Here is a 23916-nt window from a genome sequence, read left to right as displayed (position 1 = left end):
AATGCTGCAGCGCAAAACGTGCAGCACACTTGCGTCAACAAGGGCACAGGTTTTGTGTTAGCCCGGTCCTCTGGCTGTCGTGCCAGCGGCGCGGGGGCTGTTGCACGAGAATGGACCGCCATGCCCTTGCCACCGCCCCCCGCACCGTTCCCTGTCTCCCCGTTGCGCAGCCTGTGGCTCGCCGTGGCCCTGTCGATGGGCGCCGCCATTTCGCTGGGCATCACGCGGTTTGCCTATGCCCTGTTGCTGCCGCCCATGCGCGAAGACCTGGGCTGGTCGTACACGCTGGCCGGGGGCATGAACACGGCGAACGCGCTGGGCTATCTGCTGGGCGCTCTGGCCACGCCCTGGCTGTTGCGGCGTGCGGCCCCGGGCGCAGTGCTGTTGGTGGGCGCCACGATGGCTACGGTTTTTATGGGCCTGAGCGGATTTTTCACGCAGGCAACGCCCTTGCTGGCGCAGCGCCTGCTGGCCGGTGGGGCCAGTGCGCTGGTGTTCATTGCCGGGGGCCTGCTCGCGGCGCGGCTGGGTGCGCAGGTGCCGGGGCACAACGGATTGCTGCTGGGCCTGTATTACGGTGGCACGGGCTGGGGCATCAGCCTGTCGGCCTTGCTGGTGCCAGCAGTGCTGGGTGTGGCGCCCGCGCCGCATGGCTGGACCTGGGCCTGGTGGGCCTTGGCGCTGGCCTGTGTGGCGGCCACGGTGGCATTGCTGTGGCCGGCGCGGGTGTTGAACGGGCTGGCTGCACCTGTGGCCGCCGCATCGGGGACTCCACCGGAGGCAGCAGTGCCCGACCGCGTGCGCTGGCGGGCCCTGGCCCCGGCGCTGCTGGGTTACGGCCTGTTTGGCGTGGGCTATATCGGCTACATGACCTTTGTGGTGGCGCTGCTGCGCGAGCAGGGCCGGGGTGCGGGCGAGGTGACGCTGTTCTACGCCTTGCTGGGGCTGGCCGTAGTGCTGTCGTCGCGCATCTGGGCCGGGCTGCTGGACCGCAGCCGGGGCGGTGAGGCCCTGGCGCGCCTGAATGCGCTGCTGGGCGTGGGCACCATCCTGCCCGCCATTACGAGCGCGTGGCCGGTGGTGCTGGCCTCGGGGCTGCTGTTTGGCGGGGTGTTTTTGTCCGTGGTGGCATCGACCACGGCGCTGGTGCGGCACAACCTGCCGCAGGCGCTGTGGGCCAGCGGCATCAGCGCGTTCACCATCGTGTTTGCGGCCGGGCAGATCGTGGGGCCCACGGTGGTGGGCTGGATCGCCGATGGGCCTGGAGGCCTGGCGCGCGGGCTGGTGTTCTCGGCCTGCGCGTTGTGGGTGGGGGCGCTGGTGGCGTGGCGGCAGAAGCCGCTGTAGCACACAGGGATTTTGGCCGCGCGTCGAGCTACGTGCTCCCAATCGATACTGGCGGGGCCTAGGCCAGGAACGCCGAGCAAGGGCCGTCCCGCAGCGCCTCAGGGGAGTGTCCCTATTTCAGCAGGCCTTCGGCCTTCATGGCCGCCTGCACTGCGGGGCGGGCACCCACGCGTTCACGGTAGGCCGCCAGGTTGGCCAGGCCGGAGATATCGAGCTTGGTGGGCTGGGTCCAGTTGGTCACGGTGAACAGGTAGCCGTCGGCCACGGTGAACTGGTCGCCCATCAGGTATTGCTTGCCGGCGAGCTGGCCATCCACCCACTGCAGGCGTTGCAGCAGGCGCTCGCGCACCATGGGCTTGTACTCCTCGGGGGTGGCGGGGTTGAACAGGGGGCTGAAGCCCTTGTGCAGCTCGGTGCCGATGAAGGTCAGCCACTCTTGCAGGCGGTAGCGCGCCAGGGTGCCGTTGGCGGGAGCGAGCTGCTTGTCGGGCACCTGATCGGCAATGTATTGCACGATGGCCGGGCCTTCGCGCAGGCGCTCGCCGCTGTCCAGCTCCAGCACGGGCACGTAGCCCAGCGCATTGATGGTGTAGTAGTCGGTGCCGTCCTGCAGCTTGTGGCTCTTGGTGCTGGCCAGCACGGGGGTGTAGGCCAGGCCGGCCTCTTGCAGGGCGATGTGGGGGGACAGGGAGCAGGCGCCGGGGGAGTAGTAGAGCTTCATGGATCGGTCCTTGAAAACGGTCGGAAACCGCCGATCCTATGCGCTGCGCCGGATTCTTGCAGGCGCCGGGGCGCAACCCCGGCGCCCGCCGCGTGGTGCAGCGGGGATGGGTCGTGTCAGCTGTCGTATCCGGGCAGGTCGCGCTGCACCTTGCGCAGCAGCGCGGGCCAGGCAAAAGCGCCGCCCAGACCGCCGGTCTGCACGCGCATGGCCTGGGCCACGCCGCTCACGATCTGCGGGTTCACCTGCGTCAGTTCGCCGCCGGCCTGCGCGTCGATCTGGATGCGGCAGGTGTTCTCGAAGGTGTACATGGACAGGAAGGCGTCGGCAATCGTCTTGCCCACCGTCAGCAGCCCGTGGTTGCGCAGCATGAGGAAGTTGGCTTCGCCCAGGTCGGCCTGCAGGCGCGGCTTTTCTTCGTCGCGGAAGGCCACGCCTTCGTACTCGTGGTATGCCAGCGAGCCCAGCACAAAGGTGCTTTGCTGGCTGATGGGCAGCACGCCGCCCTTTTGCGCGCTCACGGCCACGCCAGCGCGGGTGTGGGTGTGCAGCACGCAGCCCGCCTCGGGCCGGGCCTCGTGTACGGCGCTGTGGATCACGAAGCCGGCAGGATTCACGGGGAAGGGTGAGTCGTGCAGCTTGTTGCACAGCATGTCCACCTTGATCAGGCTCGACGCCGTGATCTCGTCGAACATGAGGCCATAGGGGTTGATGAGGAAATGGTGCTCGCCCGGGCCTGACACCGACTCGGGCAGCTTGGCGCTGATGTGGGTGAAGACCAGGTCGCTCCAGCCGTACAGCGCGACGAGCCGGTAGCACGCGGCCAGGTCGCAGCGCAGCTGCCATTCTTCAGGGCTGACGCTGCCTTGCAGCGAGGGGATGTTGAGCATGGGTGGGTGTCTCCGGTGTTGTGGGTGGGAAGACACCACTGTAGGGCGGGGCGGTGGCTGGGTCTGTCAGGCAGGCTACACCCGCGGCCATGTGTCGGGTGCCTTGTGCTTCATTATTGATAGCAAAAGAGGCATGACTCACTAGCGCTATCGGCCATTTCAAACCGAATCTTTGGTGCATGGCGCCCGCAGCGGGTCCCACGGGCCGATGTCCCCTTCACCGGCCCGTACCCCTCGTCGGCGAGCGCTCAGCCGGCCTGTGGAATCGGTGCGCGCATGCCCGCGTTCAGCAGGTTCCAGGCGTTGATGATGGCGATGGCAAAGCCCAGGTCGGAAATCTCGGCGTCGGAGAACAGGGCCTTCAGCTTGGCGTATTCGTCATCGCTCGCGTCGCTGTGGGGTGTGGCGGTGATGATCTCTGCCCAGCGGAAGGCGGCGCGTTCGCGTTCGCTGAAGAACGGTGCCTCGCGCCAGCCAGCCACAGCGTTGAGGTGGCGCGGATCGGCGCCGTCCTTGACGAGCGCGCTCCAGTGCATGTCCATGCAGTAGGCGCAGCCGTTGATCTGCGAGATGCGCAGGAACACCAGCTCGGCCAGCCGGGTGCCCAGCGGGCCTTTCTTGATGGTTTCAGAGACGTTGACCAGGCCCATGAAGGCCTTGGACGACAGTTGGTGGTAGGGCAGGCGGGCGCTGTTGTGTTGCGACATGGAAAACTCCTGGTGTGAAAGGGTGTTGATAACGGCGGTGAAAGACGGCGCTCGTGTGTAGCCTTGTGGCCTTGTTACCGTGTGGCCACACTGCCGTCTTCCATACCCTTCAAGACGCTGCACCGTGCCGGGTTGTGACAGGTGGCCTGCGTTTTTTCTGCCCTGGCGCACTCGCCGGAGGTGCCCGCGTGATGGTCTGCGCGGACGGCGCCATGCCCATGTCTTTACAGCGGCAGCATGGCCGGGATGCCGGCCAGCTTGTCCGGGTTGCGCACAGCGTAGATGGCCACGATGCGCTCGCCATCGGTCACAAATGCCTGGGCCGACTCGATGCGCCCGTCCACATAGCGCAGCAGGCCCGGCTCGCCGTTGATGAGCGCCATGCGGTACACCACCTGCGCGCCCAGGCGCCGGAACACCGCCCAGTACAGGTTGGTGATGCGAAACGGCCCCACCAGCGGCTTGGGGAACGAGGGCACCACCCCGCCCCCATCGCCGATGAGCTGGGCGTCCTCGCTCAACAGTGCCTCGATGGCATGGCGGTCGCCACTCTGGGCGGCTTTCATGAAGCGCTGCAGCAACTGGTGGTGCACCGCCTGCGGCACCTCAAAGCGGGTGCGCGCCTGCTGCACGCGCTCGCTGGCGCGGTGCACCATCTGGCGGCAGCTGGCCTCGGTCTTGCCCAGCTGGGCGGCGATCTCGGGGTAGTCGTAGTCGAACACCTGGCGCAGCAAAAAGGCCGCGCGCTCCTCCGGCCCCAGCCGCTCCAGCACATACATGAACGCCACCGACAGCTCGCCCGCCAGTTCCGCCGCCGACTCGGGGGTGTGCGCGTCCAGCTCCACCAGCGGCTCGGGCAGCCACCAGCCCACATAGGCCTCACGCTCGGCCTTGGCCGCCCGCAGCCGGTCGATGGACAGCCGCGTGACGATGGTCACCAGCCAGGCCTCGGCCGACTGCAGGGTGCTGGCGTCGGTGCGGCTCCAGCGCAGCCAGGCATCCTGCAGCACATCCTCGGCATCGGCCCGCACGCCCAGCATGCGGTAGGCAATGCCGAAGAGGCGAGGGCGCAGGGTGGTGAAGGGGTCGGTAGAGGTGGTCATGGCAATGGCGGCGGTGGAGTGCTTTCAGTGAAGCACAGACGGCGCACGCCTGCGGTTTGTGACAGCCTGGCTTGGAACTATCGTTTTTATAGCTGCTAGTGCATGTGGCACTAGCGCTTGAGTTCACTTTGGGGCTTGAAACGCCTGCAGTGTCCCTCCGAGGCCCCGCGAGACAGGCTACGGGCGTGCGGCCGGCTGCGTGAGCGATTCCAGCCGGTACAGGTAGTGCAGGGCGTGTGCCTGGTTGCTGCCGCACATCTCGGCAGAGGGCATCAGCCCTGCGCACACCGCCGGGCGCTCGGGTTGGCCAAAGATGCGGCAGCGCGCATCGTCCCCCAGCTGAATGCAGCGCACCCCGGCCGGTTTGCCCTGGGGCATGCCGGGGATGGGCGAGCTGATGGAGGGGGCGGTGCAGCAGGCGCCGCAACCGGGGCGGCAGTCCACGGGCGGGCCGCCTTATTGGCCGCCAGCGGGCTGCAGGCGGCTGGCGCCCCACAGCACCTGGTCCACCACGGCACGCACGCGGTCGCGGTGGGCTGGCTGGACGAGGGCGCCGCTGTCGTCAAACGCGCTGCCTGCCGAGCCCAGGGCAAACGCCTTGGGCGCCAGCCAGCATTCGGCATTGATCAGCAGGGGTGCCAGGTGGCTTTGCGAGCGCAGGCCGCCCAGGGCACCGGGCGAGGCACTCAGCATGCCCACGACCTTGTCGCGAAAACTCTTGCCACCGTCCTGCCAGTCGGGGTTGCCCTTGACGGGGCTGGAGGCCCAGTCGATGGTGTTCTTGAGCAGGGCGGTGTAGCTGCCGTTGTACTCGGGCGAGCAGATGATCCAGGCCGGGTGCTGCCAGAGGATTTCCTTCAGCCGGATCACGTCGGCAGGCGTGCCCTGGGCTTCGAGGTCGGCGTTGTACAGCGGGATGTTGAAGTCCGACAGCTCCATCAGCGTGACGCGGGCCCCCGCATCGCGCGCGATGGCAGCGGTGGCGTGGGCCAGTTTGCGGTTGAAGGATTGCTGGCGGGTGCTGCCCGCGAAGATGAGAAGTTGGGTAGTCATGCGGGCCATTGGAGCACAAAGCCGCGGCAGGAATACTGCAAGCTGCCGCCCTCCGGCGTGTGGGGGCGGGCGCTTGTTTCACGTGAAACACCTGCCCAATGCAGCAGGGGCTGGTAGCGCTGCGGATGGGTGGCGCAACCGCTGTCACCAGGGCTTTGCACAAAAAGCATGCAAAGGTGGGAAAATCGTGGGTTTCCCCTTGCACCCTTGCCGCCCCGATGGCTGGCGAATGATGCATCCCGCCGCCGTGCGACCCGCCCTCGTTGGGCCGTCGCAGGAGGGCGGGCGGTTTTGAATGTCGGGCCCCCCGGGCCCCGGAGCACCCCCATGTTGTACCCCCAGGAATTTGATGTGATCGTTGTCGGCGGTGGCCATGCAGGCACCGAGGCCGCGCTGGCCGCTGCCCGTATGGGCAGCAAAACGCTGCTGCTGACCCACAACATCGAGACGCTGGGGCAGATGAGTTGCAACCCCAGCATTGGGGGCATCGGCAAGGGCCACCTGGTGAAAGAGGTGGATGCGCTGGGCGGGGCCATGGCGTTGGCCACGGACGAGGGTGGCATCCAGTTCCGCATCCTCAATAGCTCCAAGGGCCCGGCCGTGCGGGCCACGCGCGCCCAGGCCGATCGCATTCTGTACAAGGCCGCCATCCGCCGCATGCTGGAGAACCAGCCCAACCTGTGGCTGTTCCAGCAGGCGGTGGACGACCTGATGGTGGAAGGCGACCGCGTGATGGGCGCCGTGACGCAGGTGGGCATCCGCTTCCGCAGCCGCACCGTGGTGCTCACGGCGGGCACCTTTCTGGACGGCAAGATCCATGTGGGCCTGAACAACTACGCGGCGGGCCGGGCAGGGGACCCGCCTGCGGTGTCGCTGTCGGCGCGCCTCAAGGAGTTGAAGCTGTCGCAAGGGCGCCTCAAGACCGGCACGCCGCCCCGTATCGACGGGCGCAGTATCGACTTCTCGAAGTGCACCGAACAGCCCGGAGACGGCATGCCCGGCGGCGTAAACGAGGGCACGGTGCCTGTGTTCAGCTTCATGGGCAATGCGCAGATGCACCCCCAGCAGGTGCCCTGCTGGATCACCCACACCAACGAGCGCACGCACGAGATCATCCGCAGCGGTTTTGACCGCAGCCCCATGTTCACCGGCAAGATTGAGGGCGTGGGCCCGCGCTACTGCCCGAGTGTGGAAGACAAGATCAACCGCTTTGCCGACAAGGACAGCCACCAGATCTTCCTGGAGCCCGAGGGGTTGACCACACACGAGTTCTACCCCAACGGCATCTCCACCAGCCTGCCGTTCGACATCCAGTACGACCTGGTGCGCAGCATGCCGGGGCTGGAGAACGCGCACATCCTGCGCCCCGGCTACGCCATCGAATACGACTACTTCGACCCGCGTTCGCTCAAGAGCAGCTTTGAAACCCGCCAGATCCAGGGTCTGTTTTTTGCCGGCCAGATCAATGGCACCACCGGTTATGAAGAGGCGGCGGCCCAGGGCCTGTTTGCCGGCATCAACGCCGCGCTGCAGTGCCGGGGCGATGCGCCCTGGCTGCCCGGCCGCGACGAGGCTTACCTGGGCGTGCTGGTGGACGACCTGATCACCAAGGGCGTGACCGAGCCCTACCGCATGTTCACCAGCCGGGCCGAGTTCCGCCTGCAGCTGCGCGAGGACAATGCGGACATGCGCCTGACGGAAGTAGGGCGCCAGATGGGTCTGGTGGACGATGCGCGCTGGGATGCCTTCAGCCGCAAGCGCGATGCGGTTTCACGTGAAACAGAGCGCTTGAAGGCCACCTGGGTGAACCCGCGCAACCTGCCTGCCGCTGAATCCGAGCGGGTGCTGGGCAAGAGCATCGAGCACGAATACAACCTGTTCGAACTGCTGCGCCGCCCCGATGTGGGCTACGCCAACCTGATGTCCATGGATGGCGGCAAGTACGCATCCGCCGATGTTTCACGTGAAACCCTGGGCGACTTGAGCGACCCTGTGCTGGAGCAGGTGGAGATTGCCGCCAAGTACGCAGGCTACATCGACCGCCAGAAGGGCGAGGTGGAGCGCGCTGCGCACTTCGAGAAGCTGCGCCTGCCGCCCGACCTGGACTACATGCAGGTCACCGCACTGAGCATCGAGGCGCGCCAAGTGCTCACCCGTCACCGGCCCGAGACCCTGGGCCATGCCTCGCGCATCACGGGCATTACGCCTGCGTCGATCTCGCTGCTGATGGTGCATCTGAAGAAGGGTGGGTTCAAGGAGTTCGCCGTGGCACCCGCCATGCCATCCAAGGCAGAAGGCGAAGTGGCGGCATGACGATGGCGGTGAACAACAACCACGACAGCCTGCGCCAACAATTACAAACCGGGGTCGACACTCTGGCGCTGGGCCTGAGCGATGCGCAGGTGTCCCTGTTGATGGATTTCCTGGCGCTGCTGCAAAAGTGGAACAAGGTCTACAACCTGACCGCCGTGCGTGACCCGCAGGAGATGATGACGCACCACCTGCTGGACAGCCTGGCCGCCGTGGCGCCGCTGCGGCGGCATGTGGCGGGCCTGCAGCAGGGTGGGGTGGCAGCGGTGAAGCTGCTGGATGTCGGGTCGGGTGGCGGCTTGCCTGGCGTGGTGTTTGCCATCTGCTGCCCGGATGTGGATGTGAGTTGCGTGGACACCGTGGGCAAGAAGGCGGCCTTCATCCAGCAGGCAGCAGTGGCGCTCAAGCTGCGCAACCTGCACGGCGTGCATGCACGGGTCGAGACGTTGAGCACGCCGTTCGATGTCATCAGCTGCCGTGCGTTTGCCTCGTTGCCAGACTTTGTGACCTGGTCGCGCAGCGCACTGGCCTCACCCCATGGCGCGTGGCTGGCCATGAAGGGCAAGCATCCAAATGAGGAAATCGCTGCGCTGCCTGGGGATGTGGCAGTGTTTCACGTGGAACAGCTCATGGTGCCGGGTCTGGACGCGGAGCGCTGCATCATTTGGATGAAGCCCGCCTGATGGCTCTGTCCTCAGTGCGCCGACTTTTCGACGGGTGGGGCAGGGGGCTCGCGTAAACTCGGCTCCTCACCCGGGTGCATCTTTCGGTCGCACCCTTCCCGCGCACCAGGAGAAACCATGTTCGGCATCGCAGACTACGGCGCCTTTGTCGCCGCCATCGTGTTGTTCCTGCTCATTCCGGGCCCTGGCAATCTGGCGCTCATCACCTCCACCAGCAAGGGCGGTATTCGCGGCGGCATGGCGGCCACCATGGGCGTGATTGCGGGCGACCAGGTGCTGATGTGGGCGGCAGTGGCCGGTGTGGCTGCGTTGCTCGCCACCTACCCCACCGCCTTCCACGCGGTGCAGTGGCTGGGGGCCGCCTATCTGGCGTGGCTGGGTTTCAAGATGGTCACGGCCAAGCCGGGCGCCCAGCCCATCCTGAACATCGAGCCACGCCACTATTTCAAGCAGGCCGGGCTCATCACCTTGCTCAACCCCAAGGCCATCGTTTTCTACATGGCGTTCTTTCCGCTGTTCGTCGATCCTGCGCGCCACCAGGGCATGCTGACCTTTGGCGTGATGGCGGCCACGGTGGCCGCGTTGACGTTTCTCTATGGCTTGGTCGCCGTGCTGCTCACGCACCACCTGGCCGAGCGCATGCGCGCCAACCCGCGCATCGGCCGCGTGCTGGAGAAAGTGGCAGGCGTCTTCCTGATCGGCTTTGGCATCAAGCTGGCCATCTCCAAATAACACCACACGAACTGCAGCACCCACATGGCCAAGATCTTTTGCGTTGCCAATCAAAAGGGTGGGGTGGGCAAGACCACCACCACCGTCAACCTCGCCGCCGGCCTGGCCAAGATCGGCCAGCGCGTGCTGATGGTGGACCTGGACCCGCAGGGCAACGCCACCATGGGCTCGGGCGTGGACAAGCGCAGCCTCGACCTCACGGTGTACGACGTGCTGCTCGAATCCGCCTCCGTCAAAGAGGCGGCCGTGCTGTCGGACAAATGTGGCTACTGGGTGCTGGGCGCCAACCGCGAACTGGCCGGGGCCGAGGTGGAACTGGTGGCGCTGGAGCACCGCGAAAAGCGCCTCAAATCCGCGCTGGCTGAGGCCGATGGTGACTACGACTTCGTGCTGATCGACTGCCCTCCGTCGCTGTCGATGCTCACCCTTAACGGCCTGTGCAGCGCCCACGGCGTGATCGTGCCCATGCAGTGCGAATACTTCGCGCTGGAAGGCCTGACCGACCTGGTCAACACCATCAAGCAGGTGCACGCCAACCTCAATGCCGACCTGCAGATCATCGGCCTGCTGCGCGTGATGTTCGACCCGCGCATCACGCTGCAGCAGCAGGTGAGCGACCAGCTCAAGGGCCACTTTGGCGACAAGGTGTTCAACAGCGTGATTCCGCGCAACGTGCGCCTGGCCGAGGCGCCCAGCTATGGCCTGCCCGGTGTGGTGTTTGACCCGGCCGCCAAGGGCAGCCAAGCCTTTGTGGAGTTTGCGCAGGAGATGGTCGAGCGCGTGCAAACCATGCCTGCTGCAGCCTCTTCCATGGCCAAAATGGCCGCAGGCGCTTGAAGAGTATGCGGTGGCAGCTATTAATTTGATAGTAATGAAGGCCTCCAACATCCTGCTGCTGCCTGGCTGGCAGAACTCTGGCCCCGACCACTGGCAAAGCCGCTGGGAGGCCGCGCACGGCTACCAGCGCGTGGAGCAGCACGACTGGATGCGCCCGCTGCGCGGCGACTGGTCTGCGCGCCTGGAAGAAACCGTGGCCGATGCCGAGGGCCCCGTGGTGCTGGCGGCGCACAGCCTCGGTTGCATCCTCACCGCCTGGTGGGCGGCGCACACCCGCCACGCGGCCAAGGTGCGCGGCGCGCTGCTGGTGGCGCCGGGCGATGTGGAGCGGCCCGACCTGGCTGCGCAGATCCACGGCTGGGCGCCTATTGCGCGCCAGCCGCTGCCGTTTCCGGCCGTGCTGGTGGGCAGCCGCAACGACCCGTACTGCAGCTTCGAGCGCGCCGAAGGTCTGGCCCAGGCCTGGGGTGCGCGGTTTGTGGACTATGGCGAGCGCGGGCATATCAATGCCGAATCCGGGCTGGGTGACTGGGACGAGGGGCGCGGCTGGCTGATGCAGCTCGCCACCCCGGCATGAGCCGCTGGGCCTTTTGGCGCAAGCGCCCGGATACGGCGGGTGCTGCACAGAGCCAAGCACCCACGATGGCGCGGCGTCCTGTGGCGCTCTACTGGCCGCTCGATGCGCTGCAAGTGGTGCTCGCCTGGCTGCTGCCCAGCGGGGCGGTGGTGGTGGGCGCGCTGGGGCAGTTCATGCTGGCCCTGGTGCTGCTGGCCATCGGGTTCGGTGTGTGGCTGCGCCTGTGGCGCAGTCGCAAGCGGCGTCGCGTGGCGAGCCGCTCTGCGCGTTGATGTTTTGAACCCTTGTTGCCGACCCATGACCAAGATCAGCCTGCCCGCCATTGCCGACCAACTGCCCCGCGCCTGGAACTCCACGGTGGTGGGCCAGGCTGCGGGCGCCAACGTCAAGGTGCTGCGCATGGACGACGCGGCCTATCCCGACGAATCGCACGACTTTGACGAAGCGCTGTTGGTGCTGGACGGCTGCATGCGCCTCGCCCTGCAAGGGCAGGTCACCGAGGTGAACGCGGGCGAGGTGTTCATCGTGCCCGCTGGCGTGCCCCACGCCGTGGCGCCCGGCAGCCACGGCACGCTGGTCATCATCGACCGCTGATTCTTCCCCCCTTTCCCTTTTTCCTTTCGCGAGACGCATTTCATGGTCACCAAAAAACCCAAGGGCCTCGGCCGAGGCCTGGAAGCCCTGCTGGGCCCCAAGGTCGAAGACAAAGTGGAGCAGGCCCAGGCCGCCGAAGCGGGCCTGCCCAGCAGCCTGCCGCTCTCCGAGCTGGTGCCGGGTGTGTACCAGCCGCGCACGCGCATGGACGAGGGCGCGCTGTACGAGCTGGCCGAGTCCATCAAGGTCCAGGGCGTCATGCAGCCTATCCTGGTGCGGCGCCTCGCGGGGGGTGAACACGCAGGTAAGTACGAAATCATTGCGGGCGAGCGGCGTTTTCGGGCCTCCCGCCTGGCGGGCCTGGCCGAGGTGCCGGTGCTGGTGCGCGATGTACCGGACGAGTCGGCCGCCGCCATGGCGCTCATCGAAAACATCCAGCGCGAAGACCTCAACCCGCTGGAAGAAGCCCAGGGCCTGCAGCGCCTGGTCAAGGAGTTTGGCCTGACGCACGAGCTGGCTGCCCAGGCCGTGGGCCGCTCGCGCAGCGCCGCCAGCAACCTGCTGCGCCTGTTGAATCTGGCCGAGCCTGTGCAGACCATGCTGATGGCGGGCGACATCGACATGGGCCATGCGCGTGCACTGCTATCGCTGGACCGCGCCGCGCAGATCACGGCGGGTAACCAGATCGCGGCCAAGAAGCTGTCGGTGCGCGAGGCCGAGGCCCTGGTCAAAAAGATCGGCGCCGAGTTCAGCCTGGTGCCGCAAAAGCCCCAGAAGGAAAAGTCGCGCGACCTCAAGCGTGTGGAAGAAGAACTGTCGGACCTGCTCATGGCCGAGGTCGAAGTGCGCGTCAAGAAACGCGTCAAGCGCAACGGCCGGGTGGAGGACATGGGCGAGCTGGCGATCCAGTTCGGGTCGCTGGAGGCTTTGAACGGCCTGATCGACCGCCTGCGCGGCTGACCCTCTCATCGCTCCGGGGCGCGGCGTTGTTGCCGCGCAAGATGGCGTGAAATAGCGCACACAAACGGTTTCCACAAGTAACTTGCAGGGGCAAAATGCGTCCTTGCGGGGCCTACACTGCGCTGCGTTCAACACACCCGGGTTGACCGCAAGGCCTCTTCACAGGGCGGCGACGACGCTGCTTTGCGGCCCATGATGGTTTGCCGGGTGATCCATGTATCTCCTGGAGCAGACCTGATGACAACCCCTTTGCGCTACCTGACCCCCGCCTGCCTGGCCGCTGGCCTGTGCATTGCCAGCCTGGGCGCCCAGGCCCAAAACACCAAGGCTCCCAAGGTGCAGCTGTGGATGGACCTGTCCACCGGCACCATGGCCGGTATGCCCGAGATGGACAGTCTGCCCGGTGGTGGCGGCATGCTCGGCGGCCTCATGGGGGGCATGGGCGGCGGCGCTGCGCCGGGCATGGGGGGCGGCAGCAACACGTCGTATGGCAACGCCCGCGCCATGTCCATCATGCCGCCGCGCGTCATCGATATCGCTTTGCACAACAGCCTGCGCCCCGGCGTCGAGGCCAGCCAGTCCATCCCGCCCGGCATGCGCATGGGCGAGTCCTTGCCGCTGATCCCTCCGCGTGCCCAGCCCACGCAGACCGAGCCGGGCGAAGTGCCGCGTGAGTACCAGCAACAGCAGCCCAAGGGTCGCATCCTGCTGTACTGGGGCTGCGGTAGCGCGGTGCGTGCGGGCCAGCCCCGCGTGATCGATCTGGCACGTGCCAAGCCCTCCGACTACGCCCAGGCCTTCGCGGGCCGTGCCGTGCCGGACCGGGGCCCGCGCGTGGGCCCGGCCTATGCGCTGTACCCCAACGAACGCAACCAGGTCAGCCTGTCGCGGGACAGCTCGGTGGTGGGCGAGCACCAGGTGCGTGGCGACGGCGTGCCTGCGTCCATGAAATTTACCCTGGGCGCGGCGCAGGACCTGATGCCCGCCATCGACCTGCGCACCACCGGCAAGCCGCAGGACAGCATGGGCACCAGCTGGCAGCCCGTGCGCAACGCGCGTGCCTACTACCTGCACGCCATGTCGCAAAGCGGGGACGACCTCATCATGTGGTCCAGCGCCGAGACGCCGGACACCGGCATGGGCCTGTTCGACTACCTCTCGCCCGCCACCATCGACCGCTGGCTCAAGGAGCGCGTGCTGCTACAGCCCGAGACCACCCAATGCGCCATCCCGCAGGGCATCTTTGCGGGTGGCGGGCGCGATGCCACGCCCATGTTGCGCATGATGGCCTACGGTGGCGAGAGCCACATCGTGTACCCACCCCGCCCGGCCGACCCCAAGGCTGCGTGGGAGCCTGAATGGTCGGTGCGCGTGCGCGTGAAGTCGCACACCATGGCCATGCTGGGTGAAGAGATGCAGGGGCGCCGTGGTGGCATGGGCGCGGCACCCGGCGCACCGTCGGGCGGCACAGGCGCTTACTCCAGCGGCATGGGCGGTGCACCCGCAGGCCAGCCGCCGGCGGGCGACGGCGGCACGGACTCGGGCAATGTGGTCAACCCCGTCAATCTGCTGCGCGGCATTTTTGGCCGCTGAGAACGGAGAACCATGCTCGCCCTGCGCATGCCCTGGCCCCTGCCCGCACTGGCGGCGTGGGCGTGCGCGTGGCTGATCTTTGTGGCGCTGCAGCGCGCCGTTCCACCGGTGGCCGCCTTGCTGGTGGCCTGCCTGCTGGGCACGGCTGCCAGTGTGCTGGGCGACAGCTGGTGGCGGCGCGGGCTGATTGCCGCCGGGTTCCCGTTGTCGCTGGCGCTGCTCGGGGCGGCCAGCCTGCCCACCTGGGCGTGGTTGGTGCCGCTGTCGCTGTTGCTGCTGGTCTACCCGCTCAATGCGTGGCGCGATGCGCCCCTGTTCCCCACGCCACGCCACGCGCTGCAGTCTCTGGCCGTGCAGGCGCCGCTGCCTTTGGGTGCGCGGGTGCTCGACGCAGGCTGTGGCCTGGGCGATGGCCTCAAGGCCCTGCGCCATGCCTACCCTGCCGCCCAGCTCGACGGGCTGGAGTGGAGCTGGCCGCTGCGCCTGCTGTGCGCCCTGCGCTGCCCCTGGGCGCGGGTGCAGCGTGCCGACATGTGGAAGGCCGACTGGAGCGCCTACCAGATGGTGTACCTGTTCCAGCGGCCCGAGAGCATGGCCCGCGCGGCCGCCAAGGCCCAGGCTGAGCTGGCGCCTGGCGCGTGGCTGGTCAGCCTGGAGTTTGCGGTGCCCGGCTGGCTGCCCAGCGTCCAGCTGCGTGCGCCCGGCGGGCGGGTGGTGTGGCTGTACCGCATGCCGCGCCAGCAGCAGGAGGGATGACATGCACACCATGCTCCCACTGTGCTGGCCCCTGTGTCCGTCTGTGTCACCGGCCCCACACGGTTACAGAAAAGATACAAGCTTTTGCTACATTCCGCGGCTGGCTACAACCCCATACACAACAACCAAGAAACTCACAGCCAGAGGGGGCCGCACACAGCACGTATCCGCGCCGGGAGGGGGCGCACGGGCTGCCAGCGCCCGCCTTGACCGGACTTCCACCACGCACGCACGCCGTATTCACAGCACCCTCCCTCTGGCGGGGCTGTTGCACGGCTGCGCGTGGTAAGCGCGGGGTGTTTCTGGTGAGCAACCGACCGATCTGCAAGGAGCATCCATGACCGCCCACCCACCCCGTTTCCGTCCGCGCCTGCTATGGGCCCTGGCACTGAGCGCGGCCCTCACCGGCTGCGCCACCATGCAGAGCCATGACAAGCTGGCCACCGACATGCAGACCGCCGGGCGCAGTGGCGGCATCCCCGCCGCGCTGGCCAGCCTGGAAAGCACGGCCAAGACCGAAGAAGAAAAAACGGCGCTGCTCTTCAACATGGAGCGCGGCGAGCTGCTGCGCATGGACCGCCGCTATCCCGACAGCACCAACGCCTTCCTGCTGGCCGACAACAAGGTCAAGGAATGGGAAGAAACCGCCAAGACCAACCCCTCCAAGCTGATGGGCACCGTGGGCGCCGCCCTGGTGAGCGAGCGCCTGAAGGTCTATGAAGGCCAGGATTACGAAAAGGTATGGCTGACCACGCGCCTGGCGCTCAACCGCATGGCCGTGGGTGATTTTGAAAACGCCCGCGTGGACATCAAGCGCACCCACGAGCGCGAAGCCATCATTGCCGAGTTCCGTGCCAAGGAAACCCTGGCCGCTGAAGAAGAAGCCAAGTCCAAGGGCGCCACATCGGGTGGCAAGGAGCTGAATGGCTACCCCGTCGAGACCCTCAACGACCCCGAGGTGCTGGCGCTCAAGAACGGCTACTCCAACGCGCTGAGCCACTACCTGGCCGGCTTCCTGTACGAAATGCTCAACGAGCCCGGCCTGGCCGCGCCCGGCTACCGCAAGGCCATCGAGCTCAAGCCCGACGCCCCCGTACTGGAGGAAGGCCTGCGCGGCCTGGACAACCGCACCGGCTTCACCTGGAAGCGCCGCCAGCGCATGACCGACGTGCTCTTCATCGTCGAAGCCGGCGACGCCCCCGCGCGCAAGCCCAAGGCCTTCACCATCCCCGTGCCCACCGGCCGGGGCCTGGTCACCGCCAGCATTTCGTACCCTGTGATCGAGCCTTCCAAGGACGCACCCCTGACGGTGGTGTCGGCCGCTGGCACCGACCTCAAGCTCGAAAAAGTGGTGGACGTGAACGTGATGGCCCGCCGTGCCCTCAAGGATGAAATGCCTGGCATGGTGCTGCGTGGCTTCACCCGCGCCGTGGCCAAGGGCGTGCTGCAGAACGAGCTGCAAAAGCGTGGCGGTCTGATCGGCGGCATCATCGGTGCCGCTGCCTCGGTGGCCACCGAGCAGGCTGACGACCGCCTGTGGCGCATGCTACCCGGCCGCGTGTATGTGGCCCGTGGCTACCTGCCCCCTGGCGAGCACACCGTCACCATCAATGGCCGCCAGTTGCCCCAGCCGATCAAGATCGACGGCCAGTACGCTCTGGTGCCCCTGCGCATGTACGACAACAGCGTGCTGATCGGCGACGTGGCCATGCTGGGCCAGCTGCCCACGGTGGCGGCCGCACCCCAGCCGGCTCCTGCCGCAGCAGCGGCCCCCGCGGCCCCGGTGCGCACCACCAACAACAACCGCGCCCGCACCGTGCCCTCGTCCACCGTCAAGCCCACGGCCGCCCAGCCTGCAGCGGCTGCCAAGAACTGACCCCTGTTTCTGACCCCATTCAAGGAGCCTCTGGCATGAGAACCCGTTTTGTCCCCGCCGCGATCCCTGCAGTGCTGTGCGCGGCCCTGATGACCCTGGCTGGCAACGCCAGCGCCCAGTTGCATGACCCCGCCACGCCGCTGGCCGTGGCGGCCAAGGTGGCGCTGCGAGGCGAGGCCAACAGCATCGCCGTGCGCGAGATGCGCATCGTGCGCAAGAACGACATCCTGGTGGTGCAGGCCGACATGGCCAACATGGGCCGCACCGACCGCACCGTGTTCTACCGCTTCAAGTGGCTGGACAACGTGGGCAACCAGGTGGGCGATGGCGAGTCCTGGAAGCAGATGAGCGTGCTGGGCCTGGGCCAGCAGACCGTCAAGAGCGTGGCGCCCACCAGCGCTGCCGTGGACCTGCGCCTGGAAATGAATGTGGAGCCGCGCTGATCGCGCCGCGCCAATCCCTGTTTGAGTGAGGAGTAAACCAACATGAACACCAAGAACCGCATCCAGCGCAGCGCGCTGATCCTGGCCTTTGCGGCCAGCACCCTGGCCTTGTCGGCCTGCCAGAACCTGTCGTCCCCCACCGTGCGTTTTGACCGCCAGGTCAACTACGGCGACGCCAAGGCCGTCGAGCTGGTGACCAACGAGTTCGGTTCCACCGACCTGCAGATGATTGCCGAGAAGATGACCGGCGGTTTGCTCGAAACCGGCATCTTCCAGGGCCGCCCCACGGTGACCATTTCCACCGTCAAGAACAAGACCAGCGAGTACATCGACACCACCAACGTGATGAACTCCATCCAGACCGCGCTGGTCAAGTCCGGCAAGGTGCGTTTTGTGCGCTCCATCAACGAGATGCAGGCCGGTGTGGACGAGCTGCAGCGCCAGAACCAGAGCGGCCTGTACAAGCAGGGCACCACCGCCAAGGTCGGTCAGATGACCGCCGCCAAGTACAGCATGGAAGGCGAGCTGACCAGCATCGTCAAGCAGAACAACAGCACCAAGGACGTGTACTACAAGTTCACGCTGAAGCTGTTTGATGTGCAGGAAGGCACGATCGAGTGGCAGGACGAGAAAGAAATCAGAAAGACCAGCAAGCGCTGATCTGCCCCAAGGAGAACACCATGCAACGCAGAATCACCCTCCACACGGCCCTGGCCGTGATCGCGGCCACCACGCTGGCCTGGGGCACGGGCGCGCAGGCGCAGCAGCCCGGCGCCGCGCCCAAGATCGCCGTGACCGACCTGGCCTATGCCCAGCGCGTGTCCGAATACTTCATGGCCGGCACCTACCAGCGCAGCAGCCAGATGAGCGCCCAGGGCAGCCAGGGCGGCAGCCACAGCCATGGCATGTACGGCGGCGGGGGCTCGTACTCCGGCCAGCAGTCCATGCAGGCGTCCGAGCAGGCCAGCGGCACCTATGTGGCCGGGCGCTACAGCTACATCGAGCAGCGCGAGCTGGGCGGCTACACCAACGACATCAAGGGCGCCATCCTGCAGGGCACGTACTTCCGTCTGGTGCAGGGCAAGGGCTTTGACGCCGGTAAGCCCCAGCCCAGCAAGGCCGAGCAGGTGCTCAACCAGGTGCAGGGCGGCAAGATGGCCACGCCCCAGGCACAGCCCCAGGTCAACGACGTGATCACCCGCATCAAGAAGGGCGAGTTCAACGGCGCCGACTACGTGCTGTTTGGCGTGGTGTCCAGCATCGAGTTCACCGACGCGCTCTCGCCCCTGCAGGGCACCACCAGCGCCACGCGCCAGTACGGCCTGCAGTTGCTGGCCGACTTCTCGCTCATCAACACCAAGACCTACGAGATCAAGGCCGCGTTCTCCGCCCAGGGCGAAGGCAACGACACCAAGATCCTGTCGATCCGTGGCGACATTGCGCCCCCCAACCGGGCCAAGGTGATGCGCGAAACCTCGCTGTCGCTGGCGCAGGACGTGTACCAGCAGCTCGCGGTGCAACTGGGCTACACCGACGCCAACTTGGCGCGCGGCGTGCGCCCACCGGTGGTTTACCAACAAGGCGGCCAGCCCATGCCCGTGCCGCAGCCCCAGCAGCCCGAGCAGGTGCTGATCCTCAAGTAAGCCGCCGTGCGTCCCACCGTGCACCCGCAGCCCTCGCGGGCCCCGGCCCGTGCGGTGCCTGCCCTGCCCAAGGCCAGCCCTGTGCTGGCCTTTTTTGCGTCTGCCGCCCTGGCCATGGCGCTGGTGGGTTGTACGGCCCCGCGCGTACCTGAAGGCGCGGCTGCGGCACAGGCAGACCTTCAAGGGATCGCCGTCGAGCAGGGCCCAGCGCAGGACGCAGGGTTCATTCAGCGGGCCATGCCGGGCGTGGGCGGTGCCGTGCTCCAGACCCTGCAGCGCGCGGAGCGCACCGCGCCGCTGCGTTACCGCGTGATCGTCATCCCTGGCTCGGGCTGCGCGGGCATGGGTCCCATCGCGGACCGTTACTTTGCCGGCCTGCTGCACGCGCAGGTGCTGGTGCTGCACAAGCCCGGGGTCGATCCCCAGTCACAGACAAAGCCCGCCGACTGCCCCCACCCATTTGTGCTGCAAGACCGCCACTCCACCTGGTTCGCCCAGGCGCGCGCGGCGCTGCTTGCAGATGCACTGCAGCGCCAGGGCCAGCCCGCCGTGCCGCAGCTGCTCGTGGGTATCTCTGAAGGGGCTGAGCTGCTGCCCGCGCTGGCCCCTGAGGTGCCGCATCTGGCTGGTCTGGTACTCATTGGGGCCAGCGGCCTGGACCCCCAGGAGGCAGGGGCACTGCAAGCCCGCCGCATGGGTGCAGAGGGCGACTGGACCGCGCTGGGGCAGCTCGTGGCAGGGGCCCCCCACGACAGCGTGGTAGTGCAAGGGCGCAGCCTGGGTTATTGGCGCGACCTGTGGCACTGGCCAGTGGCGCAGCCGCTCATCGACAGCCCCTGGCCAGTGTTACAGGTGTGGGGGGCTGAAGATGTGCTGGTGCCTGCGCAGGCCTACGAACGGTTTGCGAAACGGGCGGCGCCGCGTTCACCTGCCGGTTGGTGCGTACGCCGACTCCCGGGGGCAGACCATGGTCTGCAACAGCGGGTGGCAGACGGCGAGCACCCGGCAGATGGCGTGCAGCGCGTCTGGGCCTGGCTGGAACAATGGGCACGCGCCCCCCAGGGCGGGCTGTGCGCCCCGCTGCAGCGCTGAGCGCCTGGAACTCAACGGGGCCGATACATCCTGAACAGCTGCTCCGGCCCCACGGTGAAATAGTCCGCCGGCCCGCCGCCGCGCAGGATGTGCCCCGCGTTCGCGGTGTCGTACACGCCGTCCTTCAGCAGCGCCTGATCGATGTGCACGGCCACCACCTCGCCCAGCACCAGCCAGGTATCCACCTGGGCCCCGTCCTCCCCCTGCAGCTGCAGGATCTGCGTGCTGCGGCATTCAAAGGTGACCGGGCTTTCGGCCACGCGCGGGGGGCGCACGCGCGTGGAGGGCAGGGGGGTCAGACCGGTCAGGTTGAACTCGCTCACTTCAGGTGGCACGGCGGCGCAGCTCTGGTTCATCACCTCGGCCAGGTCGCGGGTGGCGAGGTTCCACACAAACTCGCCCGTGGCCTGCACGTTGCGTACGGTGTCCTTGTAGCCAATGCTGGCAAAGCCCACGATGGGGGGCACGTAGTTGAAGGCGTTGAAGAAGCTGTAGGGCGCGAGGTTGGTCGCTCCCGTGGCGCTTTGCGTGGAGATCCAGCCGATGGGGCGGGGCCCCACGATGGCGTTGAACGGGTCGTGCGGCAGGCCGTGGCCCAGGCGGGGTTCGTAGCTGTGGAAGGTGTGAGGGGGCTGTGGAGTGGTCATGGGGCTCGGCAGAGTCGGAGCGAACAAGCGGACACCTTAGCGGCAGACGCGGCGCGCTGCAGTCATCGGGGTATCTGAATACTCACTTTTTCATAGCTGCCTGGGCATATGGTTCTAGCGCACAGGGGCAATAGCAGGCAGATAGGGCTCACCGAGCTCCCGTACACCCTGGCCAAGGCCCCGTGCGGCGAAGTCATGCCATAACGCCCGGCAGCTTCGGCTGCACGCACCGCACGGGGCTACGGGACCACGGCTGCCGGCTGCTGCTGCCCCAAAAACCGTCCCGGCGGCTGCCCCACCGACTTGCGCACCATGGCGCTGAAGGCGCTCGCGCTGTAGCCCAGCTCGGCGGCGATCTGGCCCATGGGCATGCGGCCGGCGGCCAGCGACACGGCCTTGGCCAGGATCACCTGCTGGCGCCATTGGGTGAAGGTGCTGCCCAGTTCCGAGCGGAACAGGCGTGCCACGGTGCGGGGGCTGGCGCCCGTGTCCTGCGCCCAGTCGGCCAGGGTGTCGTGGCGCGTGGGGTCGGCCAGCACGGCCTCGCACAGGTGGCGCAGGCGCTTGTCCTGGGGCAGGTCCACGCCCAGCTTCACGGCGGCGGCACGGGCCAGTTCGTCGCGCACCAGGGCGCTCAGGTGCTGCTCGCGTCGCAGGTCGGCGGGGCTGATCGCGGCGCCGCCGTCGGGCGTGGTGGGCATCTCGCGCACCAGGGCGCGCAGCAGGTCGGACACCTCCAGCACGCGGCACTGGCGCCATGCGTCTTCCTGGTCGCGTGGCACGCCGGGGCCGCAGCGCCCCCGGGGCTGGTGAAAGTACAGCGTGCGCAGGTCGGCGTCTTCGACCATGGTCACGGCGTGTTCCACACCGGGCGGAATCCACAGCGCGCGCGAGGGCGGCACGATGTAGGTGCCGTGGTTCACTGTGAGCCGGATCACGCCCGTGGTCGATATCGCCACCTGCGCCCAGGGGTGGCTGTGGGGCATTACCTGCGTGTCGGCGGCCAGCCAGCGCAGCTTGGCGCGCACCGGGCGGGCGGCGGTAGGCACAAACAGCTCGGGCGTGAGCGAGTCCACGTACGAAATCCCGCGCGGCTTGCCGGCCTGGGCGCGAGGCACGACCTCGGCGGCGAAGTGTTCCACCACCGGTTCGGTAGGGGTGGGGGGCCTGGTGGGTGGGTTTGGCATGTTTGCGATAGAAATTGGCCGTCTATCGTAAACCTGCCGAGGGCATGCTGCCTAAGATTCAACCCATGACTGCTTCCACCTCTGGCGCTACCGCCACCACTGCCAACCCCGTCCCCCTGCGGCAGGACGCCCGCACCATCGGCCTGATCGGTCTGGCCCACGGCAGCTCGCACTTCTTTCACATGCTGCTGCCGCCTCTGTTTCCGTGGCTGATCGGGGAGTTCGGCTTCAGCTATTCCGAGCTGGGCCTGCTGGTGTCGGTGTTCTTCGTGATCTCGGGCGTGGGCCAGGCGCTGTCGGGTTTCCTGGTGGACCGTGTGGGCGCGCGGCCGGTGATGTTTTTTGCGCTGTCGAGCTTTGCCGCGGCGGGGCTGGCGGCGGGCACGGCGCAGGGCTACACGGGCCTGCTGCTCGCGGCGGCTTTGGCCGGGCTGGGCAATGCGCCGTTCCACCCGGTGGACTTCACCATCCTCAACAAGCGCGTGTCGCCCCAGCGCCTGGGGCATGGCTTCTCGGTGCACGGCATCAGCGGCAACCTAGGCTGGGCGACGGCGCCGGTGTTCATGGCGGGCATTGCTACCGCTACGGGCTCGTGGCGCACGGCCTGCCTGTGCGGCGCGCTGCTGGCCCTCACGGTGCTGGCCATCATGGTGTGGAACCGCGATGCCATTGACGACCGCCAGGGCGCCTGGGCGCACCAGGCCAAGGGCGGCGCGGCGGCGGTGAAGCCCGAGCACCCCATGGCCTTCCTCAGGCTGCCCTCGGTGTGGCTGTGTTTCTCGTTCTTCTTCTGGAGCACCTGCGCACTCAGCGCCATCCAGAGCTTTGCCAGCCCGGCGCTGCAGTCCATGTATGGCCTTCCGTTGAGCGTGACGGCCATGGTGGTCACGGGCTACATGCTGTGTGGCGCGGCGGGCATGCTGGTGGGCGGCTTTCTGGTGGGGCGTGTGCAGCGGCTGGAGAAGATCATCTCCGTGTGCCTGCTGGGCTCGGCCGCGATGCTGGTGGTGGTGGCCTCGGGGCTGCTGCCCGGCATGGCGGCGCTGGTGGTGGCCTCGGTGGCGGGGCTGGGCACAGGCCTGGCGGGCCCCTCGCGAGACATGCTGATCAAGCGCGCCGCGCCCCCCGGTGCCACGGGCCGCGTGTATGGCACGGTGTACTCGGGGCTGGACCTGGGCTTTTGCCTGGCGGCGCCGGTGTTTGGCGCCATGCTGGACCACGGCATGACGGCGGGCATCTTCTACGGCTCGGCCGTGACGCTGGGCCTGAGCGTGGTGTCGGCGGCGCTCGTGGGGGTGGGCGTGGCAGCGCGGGCGGCACGGCCCGTGCCTGCAGCGGCCTGAAGGGTCCACGGGGCGGGGGCTCTGTACGGCGCCCAGCACGCCGCGCGGGCCTGTGTTGCAATCGCGGTCGGTGGCGCCGGGGCCCTGTTTGGCAGGGTTCGCAACAGCGCCCTTTGTTTTCAACGCACTTCCAGGACACCGCCCATGACGAACCCCATGTACAACGCTAGCATCCCCGTCTTTCGCCAGATGCTGGGCTCGCTCCAGGACATCCTGGCCAAGACCGAGGCCCATGCCACGGCCCGCAAGATCGAGCCGGACGCATTGCTGCAGGCCCGCTTGTTCCCCGACATGTTTCCCATGGCCCGCCAGGTGCTGATCGCCTGCGACTTTGCCAAGGGCGTGGCCGCGCGCCTGGCCGGCGTGGAGGTGCCTTCGCTGCCCGACGCCGAGCGCCCCGGTTTTGCCGACCTGGCCGAGCGCATCCGCACCGTGCTGGCGTTCATCGAAGGCCTGCCGCAGGCCGCGTTTGCCGAGGCTGCCACGCGCCAGATCACCATCCAGCCCGGCACGCCGCGCGAAAAGCAGTTTGTGGGCGAACACTACCTGCTGCACTACGGCCTGCCCCAGTTCTTCTTCCACGTGAACGCGACCTACGCCATCGCCCGCCACAACGGCGTGGAACTGGGCAAGCGCGACTACATGGGCAAGTTCTGACCCTGAGCCCTGTCCTGGGGCGCCAAGGTGCCCCGGGTGCTGCCGTGTGGGGCCAGGCATGCAAATATGGGCAAAAAATGGCCCGTAGCGCTAGTGAAACATGCCTGATGTGCTATCAAATTTGTAGTATTGAACACGACGCCTAGTGCGGATAAAAAAGACAAC

The 23916-nt window shown here is 67.3% G+C and carries 26 protein-coding genes; 18 read left to right on the top strand and 8 right to left on the bottom strand.

Annotated elements, in window-relative coordinates; genetic code table 11:
• The first annotated feature begins 120 nt into the window (after positions 1-120).
• Positions 121-1347 (top strand): YbfB/YjiJ family MFS transporter, encoded by a 1227-nt coding sequence (locus AC04MI_RS01835; RefSeq protein WP_436076640.1) that lies wholly within the window; start codon positions 121-123, stop codon positions 1345-1347.
• A gap of 112 nt (positions 1348-1459) precedes the next feature.
• Here the strand turns inward: AC04MI_RS01835 and gstA are convergent, their stop codons facing one another.
• From gstA to AC04MI_RS01805, 6 genes are all read right to left on the bottom strand, one after another.
• A complete protein-coding gene (gene gstA, locus AC04MI_RS01830) occupies positions 1460-2068 on the bottom strand; it encodes a glutathione transferase GstA (protein WP_260665763.1) in 609 nt (202 codons plus the stop codon).
• A gap of 116 nt (positions 2069-2184) precedes the next feature.
• Positions 2185-2958, bottom strand: coding sequence for a class II aldolase/adducin family protein (locus AC04MI_RS01825; protein WP_056742476.1), 774 nt, complete (start codon positions 2956-2958; stop codon positions 2185-2187).
• 248 nt (positions 2959-3206) lie between these two features.
• A complete protein-coding gene (locus AC04MI_RS01820) occupies positions 3207-3665 on the bottom strand; it encodes a carboxymuconolactone decarboxylase family protein (protein ID WP_436076639.1) in 459 nt (152 codons plus the stop codon).
• Positions 3666-3889: 224 nt separating this feature from the next.
• The gene (locus tag AC04MI_RS01815) at positions 3890-4768 is read right to left on the bottom strand and encodes an RNA polymerase sigma-70 factor (RefSeq protein ID WP_436076638.1); all 879 of its coding nucleotides are present in this window, start codon (positions 4766-4768) and stop codon (positions 3890-3892) included.
• A 177-nt stretch (positions 4769-4945) separates the two neighbouring features.
• Positions 4946-5212 (bottom strand): YkgJ family cysteine cluster protein, encoded by a 267-nt coding sequence (locus AC04MI_RS01810; RefSeq protein ID WP_110960602.1) that lies wholly within the window; start codon positions 5210-5212, stop codon positions 4946-4948.
• Positions 5213-5224: 12 nt separating this feature from the next.
• The gene (locus AC04MI_RS01805; RefSeq protein WP_436076637.1) at positions 5225-5821 is read right to left on the bottom strand and encodes an NADPH-dependent FMN reductase; all 597 of its coding nucleotides are present in this window, start codon (positions 5819-5821) and stop codon (positions 5225-5227) included.
• Positions 5822-6148: 327 nt separating this feature from the next.
• Here AC04MI_RS01805 and mnmG point away from each other — a divergent pair, with 327 nt between their 5' ends.
• From mnmG to AC04MI_RS01730, 15 genes are all read left to right on the top strand, one after another.
• Positions 6149-8134 carry a tRNA uridine-5-carboxymethylaminomethyl(34) synthesis enzyme MnmG gene (gene mnmG, locus AC04MI_RS01800; RefSeq protein ID WP_436076636.1) on the top strand — a complete coding sequence of 662 codons (1986 nt, stop codon included), beginning with the start codon at positions 6149-6151 and terminating at the stop codon, positions 8132-8134.
• A gap of 2 nt (positions 8135-8136) precedes the next feature.
• Positions 8137-8814: a 16S rRNA (guanine(527)-N(7))-methyltransferase RsmG gene (gene rsmG, locus AC04MI_RS01795; RefSeq protein ID WP_436076986.1), complete on the top strand. Its 678-nt coding sequence runs from the start codon at positions 8137-8139 to the stop codon at positions 8812-8814.
• Positions 8815-8931: 117 nt separating this feature from the next.
• Positions 8932-9546, top strand: a complete 615-nt coding sequence (locus tag AC04MI_RS01790) for a LysE family transporter (protein ID WP_288851757.1) — start codon at positions 8932-8934, stop codon at positions 9544-9546.
• 24 nt (positions 9547-9570) lie between these two features.
• Positions 9571-10383 (top strand): ParA family protein, encoded by an 813-nt coding sequence (locus AC04MI_RS01785; RefSeq protein WP_056056973.1) that lies wholly within the window; start codon positions 9571-9573, stop codon positions 10381-10383.
• 34 nt (positions 10384-10417) lie between these two features.
• Complete coding sequence (locus tag AC04MI_RS01780; protein ID WP_436076635.1) at positions 10418-10960, top strand: RBBP9/YdeN family alpha/beta hydrolase; 543 nt, start codon at positions 10418-10420, stop codon at positions 10958-10960.
• Positions 10957-11232, top strand: coding sequence for a hypothetical protein (locus tag AC04MI_RS01775; protein WP_476496945.1), 276 nt, complete (start codon positions 10957-10959; stop codon positions 11230-11232). The genes AC04MI_RS01780 and AC04MI_RS01775 overlap by 4 nt, the downstream gene beginning before the upstream one ends.
• Positions 11233-11257: 25 nt before the next feature.
• Positions 11258-11554 (top strand): cupin domain-containing protein, encoded by a 297-nt coding sequence (locus AC04MI_RS01770; protein ID WP_056056978.1) that lies wholly within the window; start codon positions 11258-11260, stop codon positions 11552-11554.
• A 42-nt stretch (positions 11555-11596) separates the two neighbouring features.
• The gene (locus AC04MI_RS01765; RefSeq protein ID WP_099731631.1) at positions 11597-12514 is read left to right on the top strand and encodes a ParB/RepB/Spo0J family partition protein; all 918 of its coding nucleotides are present in this window, start codon (positions 11597-11599) and stop codon (positions 12512-12514) included.
• A 237-nt stretch (positions 12515-12751) separates the two neighbouring features.
• Positions 12752-14107 carry a hypothetical protein gene (locus AC04MI_RS01760; RefSeq protein ID WP_436076634.1) on the top strand — a complete coding sequence of 452 codons (1356 nt, stop codon included), beginning with the start codon at positions 12752-12754 and terminating at the stop codon, positions 14105-14107.
• A gap of 12 nt (positions 14108-14119) precedes the next feature.
• A complete protein-coding gene (locus AC04MI_RS01755) occupies positions 14120-14863 on the top strand; it encodes a class I SAM-dependent methyltransferase (protein ID WP_056056984.1) in 744 nt (247 codons plus the stop codon).
• A 337-nt stretch (positions 14864-15200) separates the two neighbouring features.
• Positions 15201-16739: a COG3014 family protein gene (locus AC04MI_RS01750; protein WP_436076633.1), complete on the top strand. Its 1539-nt coding sequence runs from the start codon at positions 15201-15203 to the stop codon at positions 16737-16739.
• Between the two features lie 35 nt (positions 16740-16774).
• Positions 16775-17182 (top strand): YcfL family putative periplasmic lipoprotein, encoded by a 408-nt coding sequence (locus AC04MI_RS01745; RefSeq protein ID WP_056056988.1) that lies wholly within the window; start codon positions 16775-16777, stop codon positions 17180-17182.
• Positions 17183-17224: 42 nt separating this feature from the next.
• Positions 17225-17842 (top strand): penicillin-binding protein activator LpoB, encoded by a 618-nt coding sequence (gene lpoB / locus AC04MI_RS01740; RefSeq protein WP_056742439.1) that lies wholly within the window; start codon positions 17225-17227, stop codon positions 17840-17842.
• Between the two features lie 20 nt (positions 17843-17862).
• Positions 17863-18825, top strand: coding sequence for a hypothetical protein (locus AC04MI_RS01735; RefSeq protein WP_056056992.1), 963 nt, complete (start codon positions 17863-17865; stop codon positions 18823-18825).
• Between the two features lie 6 nt (positions 18826-18831).
• Positions 18832-19917 (top strand): alpha/beta fold hydrolase, encoded by a 1086-nt coding sequence (locus AC04MI_RS01730; RefSeq protein ID WP_436076632.1) that lies wholly within the window; start codon positions 18832-18834, stop codon positions 19915-19917.
• An 11-nt stretch (positions 19918-19928) separates the two neighbouring features.
• Here AC04MI_RS01730 and AC04MI_RS01725 read toward each other — a convergent pair whose 3' ends face one another.
• Together AC04MI_RS01725 and AC04MI_RS01720 are read right to left on the bottom strand one after the other, a co-directional pair.
• Positions 19929-20564 carry a flavin reductase family protein gene (locus AC04MI_RS01725; protein ID WP_436076631.1) on the bottom strand — a complete coding sequence of 212 codons (636 nt, stop codon included), beginning with the start codon at positions 20562-20564 and terminating at the stop codon, positions 19929-19931.
• A 239-nt stretch (positions 20565-20803) separates the two neighbouring features.
• On the bottom strand, positions 20804-21751 hold the full coding sequence (locus tag AC04MI_RS01720; RefSeq protein ID WP_436076630.1) for an AraC family transcriptional regulator: 948 nt from the start codon (positions 21749-21751) through the stop codon (positions 20804-20806).
• Positions 21752-21816: 65 nt separating this feature from the next.
• Here AC04MI_RS01720 and AC04MI_RS01715 point away from each other — a divergent pair, with 65 nt between their 5' ends.
• Both AC04MI_RS01715 and AC04MI_RS01710 read left to right on the top strand, forming a co-directional pair.
• Positions 21817-23094 (top strand): MFS transporter, encoded by a 1278-nt coding sequence (locus AC04MI_RS01715; protein WP_436076629.1) that lies wholly within the window; start codon positions 21817-21819, stop codon positions 23092-23094.
• 144 nt (positions 23095-23238) lie between these two features.
• Positions 23239-23751 (top strand): DUF1993 domain-containing protein, encoded by a 513-nt coding sequence (locus AC04MI_RS01710; RefSeq protein ID WP_436074206.1) that lies wholly within the window; start codon positions 23239-23241, stop codon positions 23749-23751.
• Positions 23752-23916 lie beyond the last annotated feature (165 nt).

The organism is Acidovorax sp. LjRoot204 (assembly GCF_056175785.1).
This window is presented reverse-complemented; position numbering and strand designations above follow the sequence as displayed.

Excerpts from the sequence above, each read along its gene's own strand:
- AC04MI_RS01790 (WP_288851757.1), top strand. The coding sequence starts at position 8,932 with ATGTTCGGCATCGCAGACTACGGCGCCTTTGTCGCCGCCATCGTGTTG.
- AC04MI_RS01770 (WP_056056978.1), top strand. The coding sequence starts at position 11,258 with ATGACCAAGATCAGCCTGCCCGCCATTGCCGACCAACTGCCCCGCGCC.
- AC04MI_RS01765 (WP_099731631.1), top strand. The coding sequence starts at position 11,597 with ATGGTCACCAAAAAACCCAAGGGCCTCGGCCGAGGCCTGGAAGCCCTG.
- AC04MI_RS01720 (WP_436076630.1), bottom strand. The coding sequence starts at position 21,751 with ATGCCAAACCCACCCACCAGGCCCCCCACCCCTACCGAACCGGTGGTG.
- AC04MI_RS01805 (WP_436076637.1), bottom strand. The coding sequence starts at position 5,821 with ATGACTACCCAACTTCTCATCTTCGCGGGCAGCACCCGCCAGCAATCC.
- AC04MI_RS01735 (WP_056056992.1), top strand. The coding sequence starts at position 17,863 with ATGCAACGCAGAATCACCCTCCACACGGCCCTGGCCGTGATCGCGGCC.
- AC04MI_RS01760 (WP_436076634.1), top strand. The coding sequence starts at position 12,752 with ATGACAACCCCTTTGCGCTACCTGACCCCCGCCTGCCTGGCCGCTGGC.
- rsmG (WP_436076986.1), top strand. The coding sequence starts at position 8,137 with ATGGCGGTGAACAACAACCACGACAGCCTGCGCCAACAATTACAAACC.
- AC04MI_RS01820 (WP_436076639.1), bottom strand. The coding sequence starts at position 3,665 with ATGTCGCAACACAACAGCGCCCGCCTGCCCTACCACCAACTGTCGTCC.
- AC04MI_RS01835 (WP_436076640.1), top strand. The coding sequence starts at position 121 with ATGCCCTTGCCACCGCCCCCCGCACCGTTCCCTGTCTCCCCGTTGCGC.
- gstA (WP_260665763.1), bottom strand. The coding sequence starts at position 2,068 with ATGAAGCTCTACTACTCCCCCGGCGCCTGCTCCCTGTCCCCCCACATC.
- AC04MI_RS01775 (WP_476496945.1), top strand. The coding sequence starts at position 10,957 with ATGAGCCGCTGGGCCTTTTGGCGCAAGCGCCCGGATACGGCGGGTGCT.
- AC04MI_RS01715 (WP_436076629.1), top strand. The coding sequence starts at position 21,817 with ATGACTGCTTCCACCTCTGGCGCTACCGCCACCACTGCCAACCCCGTC.
- AC04MI_RS01815 (WP_436076638.1), bottom strand. The coding sequence starts at position 4,768 with ATGACCACCTCTACCGACCCCTTCACCACCCTGCGCCCTCGCCTCTTC.
- AC04MI_RS01780 (WP_436076635.1), top strand. The coding sequence starts at position 10,418 with ATGAAGGCCTCCAACATCCTGCTGCTGCCTGGCTGGCAGAACTCTGGC.
- AC04MI_RS01785 (WP_056056973.1), top strand. The coding sequence starts at position 9,571 with ATGGCCAAGATCTTTTGCGTTGCCAATCAAAAGGGTGGGGTGGGCAAG.
- lpoB (WP_056742439.1), top strand. The coding sequence starts at position 17,225 with ATGAACACCAAGAACCGCATCCAGCGCAGCGCGCTGATCCTGGCCTTT.
- AC04MI_RS01710 (WP_436074206.1), top strand. The coding sequence starts at position 23,239 with ATGACGAACCCCATGTACAACGCTAGCATCCCCGTCTTTCGCCAGATG.
- AC04MI_RS01755 (WP_056056984.1), top strand. The coding sequence starts at position 14,120 with ATGCTCGCCCTGCGCATGCCCTGGCCCCTGCCCGCACTGGCGGCGTGG.
- AC04MI_RS01745 (WP_056056988.1), top strand. The coding sequence starts at position 16,775 with ATGAGAACCCGTTTTGTCCCCGCCGCGATCCCTGCAGTGCTGTGCGCG.
- mnmG (WP_436076636.1), top strand. The coding sequence starts at position 6,149 with ATGTTGTACCCCCAGGAATTTGATGTGATCGTTGTCGGCGGTGGCCAT.
- AC04MI_RS01750 (WP_436076633.1), top strand. The coding sequence starts at position 15,201 with ATGACCGCCCACCCACCCCGTTTCCGTCCGCGCCTGCTATGGGCCCTG.
- AC04MI_RS01825 (WP_056742476.1), bottom strand. The coding sequence starts at position 2,958 with ATGCTCAACATCCCCTCGCTGCAAGGCAGCGTCAGCCCTGAAGAATGG.
- AC04MI_RS01725 (WP_436076631.1), bottom strand. The coding sequence starts at position 20,564 with ATGACCACTCCACAGCCCCCTCACACCTTCCACAGCTACGAACCCCGC.